The sequence below is a fragment of the Pseudomonas sp. SWI7 genome (assembly GCF_006351945.1).
GTDB classification, from domain to species: Bacteria; Pseudomonadota; Gammaproteobacteria; order Pseudomonadales; family Pseudomonadaceae; genus Aquipseudomonas; species Aquipseudomonas fulva.
Window position 1 is genome coordinate 4,566,778 of record NZ_CP040930.1, and the last position, 14,126, is coordinate 4,580,903.

Below are 14,126 nucleotides of genomic sequence, written 5' to 3' on the forward strand. Positions count from 1 at the left end.
GAGCTTCGCAGCGCCCACTGTCGGGGCCGCTCTGCGGCCCCACAATCTCCGTCAGATAACCACTTCACCCTGATCTTCGCGTACCACCACCTTCACCTCCTCCAGCGGGCTGATGAACTTCCAGTCCGATTCGTCGATATAGATGCCGTTGGGGCCGCTGCCGCCTTCCAGGTCGATGGCCACGTGTGCCGAGACCTGCGGCTTGACGCTCGCCAGAATCGGCACGAACCCCAGCTGCAGGCTGGTCTCCAGCAGTGCCGCCTGGTTGCGTTCGTCGATGTCCGCCGCTTCGTCCAGGTAGTACGGCAGGCGCACACGTCCGGCCAAGTCACGGTCCATCAGGTGCAGCAACAAATACATGTTGGTCAGCGCCTTGATGGTCATGGTCGTACCGTTCGAAGCCGCGCCGTCGATGTCGGCGTGGATGATCGGCTGGCCGTTGACCTTGGTGATCTCGAACGCCAGCTCGAACAGGTCCTTCAATCCCAATTGGTTATGGTTCGCGGCGACCAGGCGCGCCAGGTATTCCTTGGCCTGCTCGTTCCGGTTGTCCTGGTCGGCGTTCTGGGTGAGGTCGAACACCGACAGGGTTTCGCCTTCTTCATACTGGCCGGCACTGTGGATGATCTGGTCGATGTGCTTGAGTGCCTCCTTGTTCGGTGCCAGCACCACGCGGAAGCTTTCCAGGTTCGAGACCTGGCGCCGGTTGATCTCGCGGTTGAACAGGGCAAGCTGGTGCTCGAGGCTGTCATAGTCGCTGCGGATGTTGCGCAGGGTACGGGCAATGTCGGTCACGGCAGCGCGACGCGCCTTGGCCAGGGTCAACGCCTCGTCGGTGCGGTGGGCATAGGCGTTGACCAGCAACTGCAGGCGACGCTCCATGTCGTCCTCGCTGTCGAACTTGGCCACGCCTTTGAGGCGTACCTGCGCGTACAACGCTTCGATCTGGTTATCCACCCGCTGCAGGCTCTGCCAGCTGTCCTGGTAGTCGTTGAGCAATGGCAGCAGGTTGTCCATGGAGTCGTCGATGGCTTCCATGAACGGGGTGCCGAGGAGCAGGTCGGCCGGTAGCAGCTGACGGCGGCGCAGTGCGTCGTCCAGGGTACGTTGCTTGGACTCAAGGTCGCCCAACTGGCGCGCCACCAGTTGCAGTTTGGCCGACAGCTGCTGCACGCGCTCGGTGAACGCATCGCTGGAGCGCTTGAGCTCATCCTGGGCGGCCTCCATCTGTGCGAGCTGTTCGAGCTTGGCAGGCTCTTCGGCGGCCAGGGTCTGGCTGCGGCGGTAGTCTTCCAGGGCTTTCTGGGCGTCGAGTACCTGCTGGTACAGCGCTTCGGTCTGCGCCTTGGAAGCCGAGCGGTCGGCGCTTACTGCCTGCTGGGTCTTGAGCTGGCGCAGCTCCTTGTCCAGGCGCTCCTTCTGATCACGCAGCGCGGCGCGGTCAGCCAGCGCCTGCAAAGCCGGTGGGTCGATGTGGGTCAGGTCGATGGACAGACCCGGCGCCTCGAAACGCTCACCTTTGAAGCGGTCGAGCACCGCTTCAAGGGATTTCACCCACAGGTCGCTGTCGTCCAGCTCGATGCCACGCTCACCCAATGGCAGGCTGAACAGGGCGCCGTTGAACAGGCGCATCAGGCGGTCGACATCCTGCTGCGAGAACTCTTCGCGCAAGCGGGCGTAACTGTTGTTGTCGGCGTGGTCGAGCTGCTGCTTGACCTGCCTGAGGCGTTTTTCCAGGTCGCCAACGCGCTGGTCGAGGTCTTCGGCACTGAACTGACGGGACTGGGCCAGGGCGCCTGCAAGCTCGTCATGGGCATCCTTGGCCGCCAGCAGCTGCTGTTCCAGCACCTTGACGTCATCGACCAACGCAAAACGATGGCGCAACACCGACAGCTCGCCCAGCCAGCGCTGGATGCCGGTGATTTCACGCTCAAGGCGCATCAGCTCCTGGGTGCCGCCGCGCTGATCGTTTTGCAAGCGGTCCTGTTCACCCCGGTAATGCTCGGCCTGGATGACCAGTTCTTCCTTGCGCGCCATGGCGTAGTCCTGCCAGGTACCCAGCAGGTTGTCGAGCACCGGCGAAATCCGGTGCAGCTTGCCGCGCAGGATGTCGCGTTGGGCGACGCCGCCGGCCAGCGCCTCGACCAGCGGGCCGGCGGCGACCAGGGCGTTGTAGTCCTGTTCCATGCGCCGCACATCGCGGAAGGCTTCTTCGCAGGCGGCAATGTAGTCGACGCTGCCAGAGCGCAGGCTGTGCTCGAAAGCATCGAGGAACAGCTGCTTGAGCTTGGCTGCCGTGATTTCGCGCATGTGCAGCAGGTTGATGAACAGCGCGCGGAAGGTCTTGAGGCTCTGCTCGCTGGTCGAGCGCAGCGGGATCAGGGTCAGGTCCAGGGGCACCGAGGTATGGCCGCCGACCAACAGGCGGCGCAGCTCGTCCGGCTTGAGCTCGTAGGCTTTGATGCCTTTGCTTTCGAGGTTGGTGAACAGCTCTTTCTGGCGCAGACACGTGTCGTTTTTCTGATAGTGCGCCAGGTCCAGCTCGCCCTGATAGGCGAAGAACTGGTGCCCGAAGCCGCCACCCGGCCCACGGCCGACGACACCGATCACGTGCGGACCATGGGGCAGGCTCAGCTCGCAGAGGATGTACGAGGTATCGCTGGCAAAGTAGAAGCGGCGCGACTGCTCCAGGCTGTACTTGCCGAAGCTCATGTCCGACATGCGTGCCAGGATCGGGAACTGCAGGGCGTTGATCGATGCCGACTTGCCCAGGTTGTTGGCCCCGTACACCGACAGCGGATGCTCCAGTGGGAACAAGCCCAGGCTGTAGCCTGCCGTGTTGAGCAATGCGAAGCGGCGGATGCCGTAGCGTTCCTGGCTCATGCGTCGATCTCCTGTTGCTCTTGGCGAATGGCACGAGCCAAGGCCTGCTCTTCGTCTTCCTCAGCCTCGAACGGCGTCAGGTCGAGCGGGTCGTCGGTGTGTTCAGGCATTGGCTCGGCGGGGTCTTCGGCCAGCACTGGCGTGGGCAAGGGCAGGGCGCTGTGCAGCGTCGCCGCCAGGTCCCGGTCCTGCTGCACGGCCAGGCAAACGTCCAGGAACCGGTGCATCGGCGGCAGGAAACGGTAAATGCCACCTTCTTCATGGGCGAAGCCGAGCTGGGTCATACGGCGCAGAATCTTTTCTTCCAGGTCCTCGACGGTCTGCACCTCGGCCTGCACGAACAGGTCCCGGTACTTGTCGAGCAACGAAGGCAATTCGTCGCGGCCAACGCTGCCGCCGTCGAGCACCGCGATCGGGTCACGGCCTTGATCGGCCAGGTGCTCGACCAGGATGAAGGTGAACAGCGACAGGCGCTGCGCCGTCTTGTTGACCTGGGCCGCCGTCATGTCCGGCACGAAGTAGTAGAAACCGCGGGTGTCGCACACCAGCTCGAAGCCCAGGGCCTTGAACAGGCTGCGGTACTGGTCCTGGAAGTTGGACAACTGCGCGTACAGCTCCGGGTCGCGGCGGCTGATGTGGAAACCTTTGAACAGCTCGCGGAAGATCGGTGCGAGCTGGGACAGTTCGGAAAGATCAAGATGCATGGGCTGGGCTCGCGTGGGGTTCTGGGGACGCACTGGGGGCGTCTTCGCGGCTGGAGGTCAGGGCGTACGAACGCAGGCTGACGCGGTGTTCCTGGGTGTCGTAGTCACGGCGCTCGAGGCGCTCGCGGTTGAAGCGTTTTTCCCGTGACAAGCGCGAGAACCAGTACAGCAGTTCGTCGGTGGCGCCTTCGGGCTCCTGCTCCAGCAGCCACACCATCAGGTCTGGCAGTGGCAGCGCCTGTTCACAGCGTTCGGTCATTTCCTTGACCGTGCGCGGTGCGCGAGGCTTGTCGTCGGACGCGCTCTTGTGCGCCTTGGGGAAGCGCGCCGGCTTGGGCTCGAAGCGCGCCAAGGCATAGACATAGGCTTCGACCTGGCTGGCGCTGCCCAGGAAAGTGCTTTGCGGCCGGGTGAACAACGGCATGGCTGCCTGGGGCAGCGCGTCCAGGCCCTTGCGGCGCACCACCGACAGGGCCAGGGCAGCGCCACGGGTCACCGCGTTGTGACGCCGTGCTTCCTCGCGCAGCGGCAGCAGCAGTTCACGGGCATGACGCAGGGTCAGCTGGGCGCTGGTCTGCATCTCCAGAATACGCGCATGGGTGCGCAGCAGCATGTCGTCGTCGACCAGGTGGCCAAGGCGCGCCTGTTCCCCGAGCAGTTTCAGCAGCACGGTCTCGACCTTGCGCACCCCTTGCTCGAAGGCGCCGTCGGCGTTGACCAGCTGGATCATCGGCTCGACGTATTCATCCCAGGTGGCCAGCACTTCGGCATAGCGCTGGCGCAAGGGTATCTGGCGGCTGCTGGTCTTGGCCCGCTCGGCTACGGCCACCAGTGCCTGCTCATCGTTGTCGAGCTTCTTCAGCACGTCCCGCACGCGCATGTCCAGGAGCCGCAGTTGCCGCGCCAGATCGTCACTGTCGCGGTTGTCGAAGGCATCCTGGATGTGCCCGGCCAGGCGCTCCAGGTGACGCAGGTAAGCCTCGATCTCCAGGCACAGGCCAAGGCGATGCTCACGGCGCAGATAGGCGAGGAAGTCGTGGATCTGGGCGTTGAGCTCGAAGCGGTTCGGGCTCTTGGCAACGGGCACCAGGATGTCCAGGCGGATCCACACATCGAGCAGTTGGGTGATGTCCTGCGGGGTGCTCTCGATCTGCTGGCGGGCCACATGCTGGCGCAGCTCCACCAGGCTGAGGGTGCCCTGGTCGAAACGCTCGCACAGCGGCTCGATCAGGGCCCAGTGTTCGGCTAGGGCACGCAGGACGCGCTTGGGTTCGATCATCGGCTTGGACTCGTTGCCAAGAAAAAGGGGGCGATTGTACTGCATCCGACGGGTTGGTTCTTATCCCCTTGGCTTGTCGTGCGACAGGCTGATCGAGCCGCCCGCCTGCTGTGGCTTGCCCAGGCAGGCAGGGCATGCGTAAAAAACCGCTGAGCAGATGCGGCACTGGCAGGTTATCGGCGGTAGAATGCGCACCTGTCCCAACCCCCCTCGGATGACCGCCTTGCTTACCGAACAACGTCGCCGCGCCTACCTGTCCGCCATGCAAGTGGTGCACTGGCTGCCGCGCGCCGAGCTGCCGTTCGCCGCGCCGTCACGGCCTGAACTGCTGCTGCCGTTGGCGCCGCCCGAGGACATCGATTTCGAGCCGCCGCCACGCCAGGTACCCGACCAATCGCCTGTCGCCCCCCAGGCCCGTGTCATCGAGCGGCCGAAGATCGAGGTGCCGCGGCCGGGCGCTTCCGCCAAGGCTGCGGCCAAGCCTGTAGAGGCGCCCGAGCAGGCTGCGACACCTCGCCCAGTGCCGGTGCCGCCTCCGCGTTTTGCCTTGCAATTGCTGCGTGCCGGCGATTGCCTGTTACTGGTCGAGCTGGCCACCGGCCAGCCTTTCCAGAGCCGTGACCCGTCCTACCTGCTGCTCAAGGATATGCTGCGCGCCGCCGGCCTGCCCGACGCCCCGCAAATCGTGGGTGAGCCGGTGCGCTGGCCGCTGCTGATGCGCGGCAACATGGACCAGGGCCCGGACGCGGCCCGCGATTTCGTACAGGGTTTTGTCCAGGCTCGCCTGGAGGAAGCGCCCTGCACCTGCCTGTGGCTGGTGGGCATGCCTGCGCTGCGCTTTGCCGCCGGCGCCGACGACCAAGCCTATTATCAAACCCTCAAGCTCGACGGCCTGGGCGAGGCCTGGGCCTTGCCGGGCCTGGAACTGTTGATGGACGAGCCGCAGCGTAAAGCGGACGTCTGGAAAGCCATGCGCCAGCTGATGGCGCGCTGGAAACGCGTTGAATGAGTGACTCGATCAGTTTTCGCCCCATGACCGAGGCGGATCTGGATGCCGTGCTGAAAATCGAATATGCCGCGTTCAGCCACCCCTGGACCCGCGGCATCTTTCTGGATGCCCTGAAATCCTATGAAGTCTGGCTGATGTTCGATGGGCAGCAACAGGTCGGCCACGGCGTGATCAACGTGATCATCGACGAAGCCCACCTGCTCAACATCACCGTCAAGCCGGAGAACCAAGGGCGCGGCCTGGGCCTGCGGCTGCTCGAACACCTGATGTCGCGCGCCTACCAGCTCAACGGCCGCGAGTGTTTCCTTGAGGTGAGGGCCAGCAATCCGGCGTATCGCCTGTACGAGCGTTTTGGCTTCAATGAAATCGGCCGCCGGCGCGACTATTATCCAGCTGCGGGTGGTCGCGAGGATGCGTTGGTGATGGCCTGCACGTTGTTCCCGGACTGAGCCAGCGGCAGGGTGCCGCTGCCATGACGTGCAGGGGTGGGCCATGTCGAAGAAACGGAGTGTGGTCGCCGCGCTGCTGCTGGCGGTAAATTCAGTGCCCAGCGGGGCCGTGGCCGATGAGCGCGACCTGTGGATGTTCGCCCAGTGGGCAGGTGACCACCCGACGCGGCCTTTTCGCGACATGCTCGTGCAGGCACGTTTGTACGGTGTTGTGCCGATTCATCAGCTCCTGCGCTCGGCCTCGGACTGGAAAGTGTGCCGGGCTTCACCGTTTGCCGTGCCGCCCAAGCAACATTGGCCGGCTGTGCGCGCTACGCTGTCGTTGCTCCGAACACTGGGTGAGCAAGGGGCCTTACCCGATTTCGAAGTGGTCTCCGCCTACCGTGACCCGGGCCTCAACCGCTGTGCCGGCGGGGCGATCGGCAGCGCGCATACACAAGCATTCGCCGTGGATGTCCTGCTGGCGCCTTGGGCCGACCCCAACCCGCTGTGCCGGTTCTGGCAGCAGCACGGCCAGGCATGGGGCATGGGCCTTGGCCGCTACCCGAGCGGTCGCATCCACCTGGACACGGCCGGCTACCGCACCTGGGGCGGCGATGGCAGCGCGGCGTCATCCTTTTGCAGCAAGCCCAGGTGAGTCAGGCAGCCCTGGCATTCCTGTTTCACCCATTCGGCAAACCGCTGGCGCTTGCCTGCATCATTCAGAGGGCAGGGGCTCAACAGGTGGTAGGCCGAGCCATCGCGTACAAAGCCCAGGGGCGCCTGTAACTGCCCTGTATCGAGTTCGTCACGCACCATCAAGGCGGATGCCATCGCGACCCCCAGCCCTGCGCTGGCCGCCTGAATCGACAGGTAAAAGTGCTCGAAGTCGCTACGCTCGCCCGCGATGGCTGTCTCACCTGTAAGCCGCAGCCAAGTGGCCCAGGCGTCGGGGCGGGTCGCACTGTGCAACTGTCGATGGCCTTGCAGCTTCGGCGACAATGGCGGACGCCCCACAGGGCCAATCCACTCGTCACAGATCTTCTGCTGATGCAGCGTCATGCCCCAATGAAAGTCGTCGCGGCGGATAGCGATGTCGACGCCTGTGCGGGCGAAGTCCAGCGGGCCGCCTGCGGCCACCAGCTGCAATTGAAGATCAGGGTGGGCAGCGTTAAGACGCGGCAGGCGCGGGATCAGCCAGCGCATGGCGATGGTGGGCTCGCAGGAGACGACCAACACCGGATTGTCATCGCTGTCCTTGAGCCGCTGCACCGTGCTTTCGAGCTGTTCGAAGATGGCTTGGGTCGTGGCATGCAGTGCTCGCCCCGCCGAAGTCAGGAACACGGCGCGATTGCGTCGTTCGAACAGCGCCACCTCCAGGCTTTCCTCGAGCAAGCGCACCTGGCGGCTGACGGCGCCATGGGTGACGTGCAGGCACTCGGCTGCGCGGATGAAGCTTTGGGTGGTGGCTGCGACGTCGAAGTAGCGCAAGGCGGCCAGGGGTGGAAGCTTCATGGCAGGGATGGATTCCTGATGGGTGCGGTATGCGCGTAAGGAAAAACCAGCCGATACGCGTGATGAAGCACGATGAAAACTCACCGATTTCACGCACTTTAAATCGTTTTTAGGCGCCTGATAAGCGTTCGATAATGCCTGACCTGTGCATGTTCATCGCCTATCGAGAGTCCATGAATGACTGAAATCTTCGCTGTCGCCTTGTTCACCCTGCTAGCGGTCATCAGCCCCGGCGCCGACTTTGCAATGGTCACCCGATGCAGTTATGCGCAAGGGCGCATTGCTGGCCTGGCCGCTGCCGTGGGTATTGGCCTTGGGGTTCAGGTGCATGTGCTGTACACCGTGCTCGGGCTATCGATCATCGTGACTCAAAGCCCGACACTGTTCTTGTGCATGAAGGCCGTTGGTGCGTGCTACCTGCTGTACCTGGGCTATCGGTCCTTGACCAACACTGTGCGCGTGCGTCTTGACGACAAAGGTGCTGCAGGCGGGGCGCTGCAAGCGCTGCGCACCGGGTTTTTGACCAATTGCCTGAACCCCAAGACCATGCTGTTCGTCATCAGTGCGTTCAGCCAGGTGGTGGAGCAGGGCAGCCCGCTGTGGCTCAACCTGGCCTACGGCGCATTCATGTCGCTTGCGCACTGGGCGTGGTTCAGCTTGGTCGCTGTGTTTTTTTCCAACACCGTATTGCGCAAGGCAATGATCGAGCGGCAAATCATCGCAGACCGGGTGATCGGGGTGGCACTCATTGCGCTGGGGCTGATGGTGGCGATGAGCAGTGTGGGTTGATTGCACCGGCTGCCGAAAACCGCCTGACTTTCTGGCAGGCAAAGAAAAAGGGCTTACCTTGCGGTAAGCCCTTCGTCTTGTTTGGTGGCTACACAGGGACTTGAACCCCGGACCCCAGCATTATGAATGCTATGCTCTAACCAACTGAGCTATGTAGCCGATGGCGCGCATTATTCTCTTGAACGGCCCCCCTGTCAACACGATTTATAAAAAAAATTTACACGCTTTCAAAAACTTAGCGATCGATCGCGTGATGCGTAGTGTTATCCATCCTCTGAAAAGCCCGAATCGTAGGGGTGATCAGCTGCAGTTACGGCCTTTACCTCTTCGTACCGCGCATCCGCTTGATCCTATCTGACGCCCACCACAGGCCTGGGAAAATGGCTGCCAGACTGGATCTGGAAAAAAAGGTAGCTATGTATCTATTTGTATCCCGATAATCGGAGCCCAGCTTTCCGACGGAGATCCAGGCCATGGCCATCCCCAGCGCCGCCCCGGCGTCCACTCAAGCGCAGGCGAGCACCGCTACACCGCTGGTGATGCGCATCATCGGCTTCTGCGCCTTGGCGCACCTGATCAATGACCTGATCCAGTCGGTGCTGCCGGCCATCTACCCGATGCTCAAGGCCAATTACGACTTGAGCTTCGCCCAGATCGGCATGATCACCCTGACATTCCAGATCACCGCGTCGCTGCTGCAACCCTGGGTAGGCTTTTTCACCGACCGCCGGCCCACGCCCAATCTGCTGCCCATGGGCACGGTGTGCACGCTGATCGGTATCGTGCTGCTGGCATTCGTCGGCAGCTTCCCGATGATTCTGCTCGCCTCGGCCCTGGTGGGCATCGGCTCTTCGACATTCCACCCCGAAACCTCGCGTATTGCGCGATTGGCCTCCGGAGGCCGCTTTGGCCTGGCGCAATCGACTTTCCAGGTAGGCGGCAACACTGGGTCTGCCCTGGGTCCGTTGCTCGCAGCGGCCATCGTCATTCCGTTCGGGCAAACCCACGTCGCCTGGTTTGGCGTGGCTGCACTGTTCTTTCTCGCCGTGACCCTGATGCTGCGCCGCTGGTACATCGAGCACCTGAGCAAGGCCAAGGCGCGCAAGGCCGTACAGGCTACCCATGGCATCTCCCGCGCACGCGTGGTTGCCGCGCTGGTGGTGCTGGGGCTGCTGGTGTTTTCCAAGTACTTCTACATGGCGAGCTTCACCAGCTACTTCACCTTCTACCTGATCGAGAAGTTCGGCGTTTCGGTCGCCAGTTCCCAGTTGCACCTGTTCCTGTTCCTGGGCGCGGTAGCGGCGGGCACCTTCTTTGGCGGGCCCATCGGCGATCGCATCGGGCGCAAGGCGGTGATCTGGTTCTCGATTCTGGGTGTGGCACCGTTCACCCTGGCACTGCCCTACGCGGACCTGTTCTGGACGACGGTACTGAGCGTGGTGATCGGCTTTATCCTGGCCTCGGCATTCTCGGCCATCGTGGTGTATGCCCAGGAACTGGTGCCCGGTAGCGTAGGCATGATCGCGGGCATCTTCTTTGGCCTGATGTTCGGCTTTGGCGGCATCGGCGCGGCATTGCTGGGCTATGTGGCTGACTTGCGCGGTATCGAATACGTGTACGGGCTTTGCTCGTTCCTGCCCCTGTTCGGGGTGCTGGCGGTATTGCTGCCGAGCACTGGCAAGCGCTGATGATCAACGGGGCAGGGATGCCCCTTGACGCCACAGTCACTGGGGCGATTGACGGTATCGCCTGCTCTGGCCTAGAGTGCCGCCTCTTGCTCACTTTCTGCGTAGTAGCCAAAGCAATGCGCCGTTTCCAGTCCTTGCCCTGTTGCCGTCAGCCTGCCCTGGATGGGCTGCGCCGTGCCTGGCCGAGTGACACCGTGCTCAAGCGCCGCCGCAGCGTCCTGTTTGCCTTCACCTTCTCGCCACACCTGAACTGATCAGCATTTGAACAGCGTCCGCCGTGCTGGTGGGTGCGTTTTTGTCTGCACGTCTTATCGGTTTGCTGGGAGTGGTTCATGAACATGCGTTTGCTGGCGGGCTTGCTGTTCGCCGTTTCGGTCGTGGGATTCAGCCTGGGCGCGACCCTGCCGCTGGTGTCGTTGCGTCTGCACGAGGCTGGCGCAGGCACCCTCGAAATCGGGATGATTTCCGCCATCCCCGCGGCCGGCATGATGCTGTCGGCATTCCTGGTGGATGCCTGTTGCCGGTATTTCAAGCGACGCACGCTCTATTTGCTGTGTTTCAGCCTGTGCACGCTCAGCATCGGCCTGCTGGAGCCTGCATTCGCCTCGTTGTGGGGGCTGGCGGTCTTGCGCCTGGCGTTGGGCCTTGGCATGGGTATCGCGATCATTCTCGGGGAATCGTGGGTCAACGAACTGTGCCAGGAACATAACCGCGGCAAGATCATGGCCCTCTACGCCACCAGCTTTACCGGTTTCCAGGTGCTTGGACCGGCGATGCTGGCGGTGCTCGGTGCCCACAGCCCATGGATCACTGGCGTGGTCACGGCCTGCTATGGCCTGGCGTTGGCGTGCATTGTGGTAACGGTTCCCAATGACCGGGTGCTGCACGCTGAAGACGACAAGAGCTTCGGACTGGCCGGCTTCTTCCGCGTGGCCCCGGCCCTGTGCGTGGCCGTGCTGTTCTTCTCGTTTTTCGATGCGGTGGTGCTCTCGCTCTTGCCGGTGTATGCCAGCAGCCACGGATTTGCCGTGGGCGTGGCGGCACTGATGGTGACCGTGGTGTTCGCAGGGGACATGCTGTTCCAACTGCCGCTGGGCTGGCTTGCCGACCGCATCGAGCGCACTGGCCTGCACCTGGCGTGCGGGGTAGTAGCCATGGCCATTGGCATAGGGTTGCCCTGGTTGCTGAACATGACGTGGCTGTTGTGGCCGTTGCTGGTGGTGTTGGGCGCGGTCGCGGGCGGTATCTATACCCTGGCGCTGGTGCTGATAGGCCAGCGTTTCAAAGGGCAGGACCTGGTCACCGCCAATGCCAGCGTCGGGCTGTTGTGGGGCGTCGGCAGCCTGGTAGGGCCGCTGATCAGCGGTGCCGCCATGGACGTCGCGCCCCACGGGCTGCCCATGGCGCTGGCATTGATGGCCGGTCTGTTCGTGTGCTTTGCACGGCAGTCTCATCGGCGTGAGCAGCCGTCGTGCACACCCTCTGAAAACTAGCAGACTTCCGTGCAGGAACGGCCTTGCAGGTTACCCAAGTGATTGCCAACTGGCGCCCCTGACGGCCATGCCGAGACCTAAGCGGCATCGATGTTGACCCAATACCGGGTGTGGTAATCGATACGCACCGGCAGGCTGCGGGCCAGTAGCTGCAGGATCTGATTGGTGTCGGCCAGCTGGTAGGTCCCGGAAACCTTGAGGTTCGCCACCGCTGGCGCGCAGCGCAGCAGGCCGGGGCGGTATCGGTTTAGCTCGGCGACGAAATCCGCCAGCGGCATTTGCCGAACGCTGAGTACACCTTCCGTCCAGCCCCAAGGGTCACTGGGCGGCGTGATGGCCTGATGGCCTCCATTGGCCTGCACGCGCAAGGTCTCGCCGGAATGTACCCGCACTGGCGTGGCACCGGTCATCACCGTGGCTTCGCCCCGGCGCACCGCCACCAGTAAGTCATGATCGCTCTGGCGCACCAGCAGTTGCCCGTCGAGGGTGCGCAGGGTGGCCACTCGGGTATTGATGAAGAACGGGCGCTTGTCGGCAGGGTTGCTGTCCAGGCTGACTTCACCGCGCAGAAGCGCCAGGCGGCGTTGGCCCGCCGTGAAACGCAGGTCGATGGCACTGGCGGTGTTCAGTTGGATGCGGCTGCCATCGCTGCCTTGCAGTTGTCGGCGCTCGCCGGTGGCCGTGGCACTGTCGGCCAGCAGCTCTGGCAGGCCCAGCGGCTCACGCGCCATCCACCCAAGGCCGCTGCCGACCACCAGCAAGGCCCCCAGCTTGAGCTGGTCGCGCCGGCTGATGCCTTGGCGTTCGCTGCCTTGGAGGGTACGACGGCTGAGGTCCTTGGGCAGCCCGGCGAGCTCATCGCCCAGGTTGCTGACGCGCTGCCAGGCCAACCCATTGTGAGGGTGCAAGGACAACCACCGTTGGAACTGCGCCTGGGCATCCGGGCCGGGGCTGCCGAAGCGTAGCCTGACCAACCAGTCGATGGCCTGGTCGACACGGGCCTGGGCCGGTGCTTGGTCAGGCGTCGGCATAACGCAACCGGTAGCAAGTCTTGAGCGCCTTGGCCAGGTCGCGCTCCACGGTCGCTTTCGAAACGCCTAGCAGCAAGCTGATCTGGATGATGCTCAGCCCGTCCAGTTGCGCATGCAGAAAGGCCTGGCGAGCACGCGGCTTGAGCTGGTGCAGGGCACGGTCGAGCCGCTCCAGGCTATCGAGGATGACCAGCCTGTGTTCTTCGCTCGGGATGTCGGTTTCGGGTAGATGTGCCAGGCTGTCCTGGTAGGCCCGCTCCAGCGCCCGGCGACGAAACTGGTCGATCATCAGGCCACGGGCGATGCTGCTGAGGTAGGCGCGAGGCTCTTTCAAAGGCGAGGTCTGCCGGGCGCGCAACAGCCGCACGAAGGTGTCCTGGGCCAGGTCGGCTGCATGTTCGCTGCAACCGACGCGACTGCGCAGCCAGCCGCGCAACCACGCATGGTGGGATTGGTAGAGCAGGGCGACCTCGGTCGGTTTGAGCGTGTCGGGAAGCTGCATCGTCGCCACGGTCGGTTCCTGTCAGGTGTGATTGTGAATGGTTCTCAATTCTATGCGGGTAGGGCTGTGGCGAGCAATGCTCCCTCAGGAATTACTTGCGCAAGATCTGGCAGTCGGCCGATGAGTGGCTGGGTTAAGCTGGCATCTCCTCTGGTCGATGGAGCCGCTTCAATGTTGATCGACGCCGAACCTGTCGCCTACCGGCAAGCGGCCGAGTACCTGAGTGGGCTGGATGCGGACTGGGCACGGCACATCGCCGCCGTCGGCCCCTGCCGCCACCGTACTACTCCGGGGCGCGAACCCTTCGAGGCACTGGTGAGGTCGGTCGCTTACCAGCAACTGCACGCCCGTGCAGGCGACGCCATCCTTGGACGACTGCTGGCGCTGTTTGGGCCAGGGGTTTTCCCCACGCCCACCCAACTGCTGGCAGCGGACCCTGCCGCCTTGCGCAGCTGCGGCTTTTCGGCCAGCAAGCTGGGCACGGTGCTGGGCATTGCCCAAGGTCGCCTGGACGGTGTCGTGCCAACCCGCGAGCAGGCCCTGGGCATGACCGACGACGAATTGATCGAGCGCCTGGTGACCCTGCGTGGGGTCGGGCGATGGACGGTTGAGATGCTGCTGATCTACAGCCTGGAGCGTCTGGATGTGCTGCCGGTCGACGACTTTGGCGTACGCGAGGGCTATCGGCGGCTCAAGGCTATGGAAAAAGCGCCGACGCCTGCACAGATGCGCGCGTTGGGCGCCGCCTGGCGACCCTATCGCACCATCGCTGCCTGGTACTTGTGGCGGACCTGAGCGCCTGCCG

14 protein-coding genes and 1 tRNA gene are annotated in these 14,126 nt (G+C 63.5%); 8 read left to right on the plus strand and 7 right to left on the minus strand.

Annotated features, from left to right (window positions below):
- Positions 1-51: 51 nt before the first annotated feature.
- Genes mksF through mksB form a run of 3 tightly spaced genes read right to left on the minus strand, consistent with a single transcriptional unit; the run spans position 52 to position 4,866 of the window.
- Positions 52-2,883: an Mks condensin complex protein MksF gene (gene mksF / locus FH041_RS20950; protein WP_140175014.1), complete on the minus strand. Its 2,832-nt coding sequence runs from the start codon at positions 2,881-2,883 to the stop codon at positions 52-54.
- A complete protein-coding gene (gene mksE / locus FH041_RS20955; RefSeq protein ID WP_027915467.1) occupies positions 2,880-3,587 on the minus strand; it encodes an Mks condensin complex protein MksE in 708 nt (235 codons plus the stop codon). Before mksE ends, mksF begins: the two co-directional genes overlap by 4 nt.
- Positions 3,577-4,866, minus strand: a complete 1,290-nt coding sequence (gene mksB, locus FH041_RS20960) for an Mks condensin complex protein MksB (RefSeq protein ID WP_023533191.1) — start codon at positions 4,864-4,866, stop codon at positions 3,577-3,579. The genes mksE and mksB overlap by 11 nt, the downstream gene beginning before the upstream one ends.
- Positions 4,867-5,089: 223 nt before the next feature.
- On the opposite strand from mksB, the gene FH041_RS20965 reads away from it, so the two are divergent.
- The 3 genes from FH041_RS20965 to FH041_RS20975 are packed head-to-tail and all read left to right on the plus strand — an operon-like array spanning position 5,090 to position 6,961.
- Positions 5,090-5,875 carry a hypothetical protein gene (locus FH041_RS20965; RefSeq protein WP_027915466.1) on the plus strand — a complete coding sequence of 262 codons (786 nt, stop codon included), beginning with the start codon at positions 5,090-5,092 and terminating at the stop codon, positions 5,873-5,875.
- The gene (gene rimI, locus FH041_RS20970; RefSeq protein ID WP_023533216.1) at positions 5,872-6,324 is read left to right on the plus strand and encodes a ribosomal protein S18-alanine N-acetyltransferase; all 453 of its coding nucleotides are present in this window, start codon (positions 5,872-5,874) and stop codon (positions 6,322-6,324) included. Before FH041_RS20965 ends, rimI begins: the two co-directional genes overlap by 4 nt.
- A 43-nt stretch (positions 6,325-6,367) precedes the next feature.
- Positions 6,368-6,961 (plus strand): D-Ala-D-Ala carboxypeptidase family metallohydrolase, encoded by a 594-nt coding sequence (locus FH041_RS20975; protein ID WP_027915465.1) that lies wholly within the window; start codon positions 6,368-6,370, stop codon positions 6,959-6,961.
- Here the strand turns inward: FH041_RS20975 and FH041_RS20980 are convergent.
- A complete protein-coding gene (locus FH041_RS20980; RefSeq protein WP_028688093.1) occupies positions 6,901-7,818 on the minus strand; it encodes a LysR substrate-binding domain-containing protein in 918 nt (305 codons plus the stop codon). The genes FH041_RS20975 and FH041_RS20980 overlap by 61 nt on opposite strands.
- A 177-nt stretch (positions 7,819-7,995) precedes the next feature.
- On the opposite strand from FH041_RS20980, the gene FH041_RS20985 reads away from it, so the two are divergent.
- The gene (locus FH041_RS20985) at positions 7,996-8,607 is read left to right on the plus strand and encodes a LysE family translocator (protein ID WP_028688094.1); all 612 of its coding nucleotides are present in this window, start codon (positions 7,996-7,998) and stop codon (positions 8,605-8,607) included.
- 82 nt (positions 8,608-8,689) lie between these two features.
- Here FH041_RS20985 and FH041_RS20990 read toward each other — a convergent pair.
- A tRNA-Met gene (locus FH041_RS20990) sits at positions 8,690-8,766 on the minus strand.
- Positions 8,767-9,080: 314 nt separating this feature from the next.
- On the opposite strand from FH041_RS20990, the gene FH041_RS20995 reads away from it, so the two are divergent.
- From FH041_RS20995 to FH041_RS21000, 3 genes are all read left to right on the plus strand, one after another.
- Positions 9,081-10,295, plus strand: a complete 1,215-nt coding sequence (locus FH041_RS20995) for an MFS transporter (RefSeq protein ID WP_028688095.1) — start codon at positions 9,081-9,083, stop codon at positions 10,293-10,295.
- Positions 10,296-10,411: 116 nt separating this feature from the next.
- Entirely contained in the window at positions 10,412-10,549 is a 138-nt protein-coding gene (locus FH041_RS22835; RefSeq protein WP_165919232.1) for a hypothetical protein, read from the plus strand.
- A gap of 78 nt (positions 10,550-10,627) precedes the next feature.
- Positions 10,628-11,788 carry an MFS transporter gene (locus tag FH041_RS21000; RefSeq protein WP_028688096.1) on the plus strand — a complete coding sequence of 387 codons (1,161 nt, stop codon included), beginning with the start codon at positions 10,628-10,630 and terminating at the stop codon, positions 11,786-11,788.
- A gap of 77 nt (positions 11,789-11,865) precedes the next feature.
- Here FH041_RS21000 and FH041_RS21005 read toward each other — a convergent pair whose 3' ends face one another.
- Both FH041_RS21005 and FH041_RS21010 read right to left on the minus strand, forming a co-directional pair.
- Entirely contained in the window at positions 11,866-12,819 is a 954-nt protein-coding gene (locus FH041_RS21005) for a FecR domain-containing protein (RefSeq protein WP_027915460.1), read from the minus strand.
- Positions 12,806-13,321, minus strand: a complete 516-nt coding sequence (locus FH041_RS21010; protein ID WP_027915459.1) for a sigma-70 family RNA polymerase sigma factor — start codon at positions 13,319-13,321, stop codon at positions 12,806-12,808. The genes FH041_RS21005 and FH041_RS21010 overlap by 14 nt, the downstream gene beginning before the upstream one ends.
- Before the next feature lie 171 nt (positions 13,322-13,492).
- Between FH041_RS21010 and FH041_RS21015 the strand changes: the two genes are divergently transcribed.
- Positions 13,493-14,116 carry a DNA-3-methyladenine glycosylase gene (locus FH041_RS21015; protein ID WP_028688097.1) on the plus strand — a complete coding sequence of 208 codons (624 nt, stop codon included), beginning with the start codon at positions 13,493-13,495 and terminating at the stop codon, positions 14,114-14,116.
- The last annotated feature ends 10 nt before the right edge of the window (positions 14,117-14,126 follow it).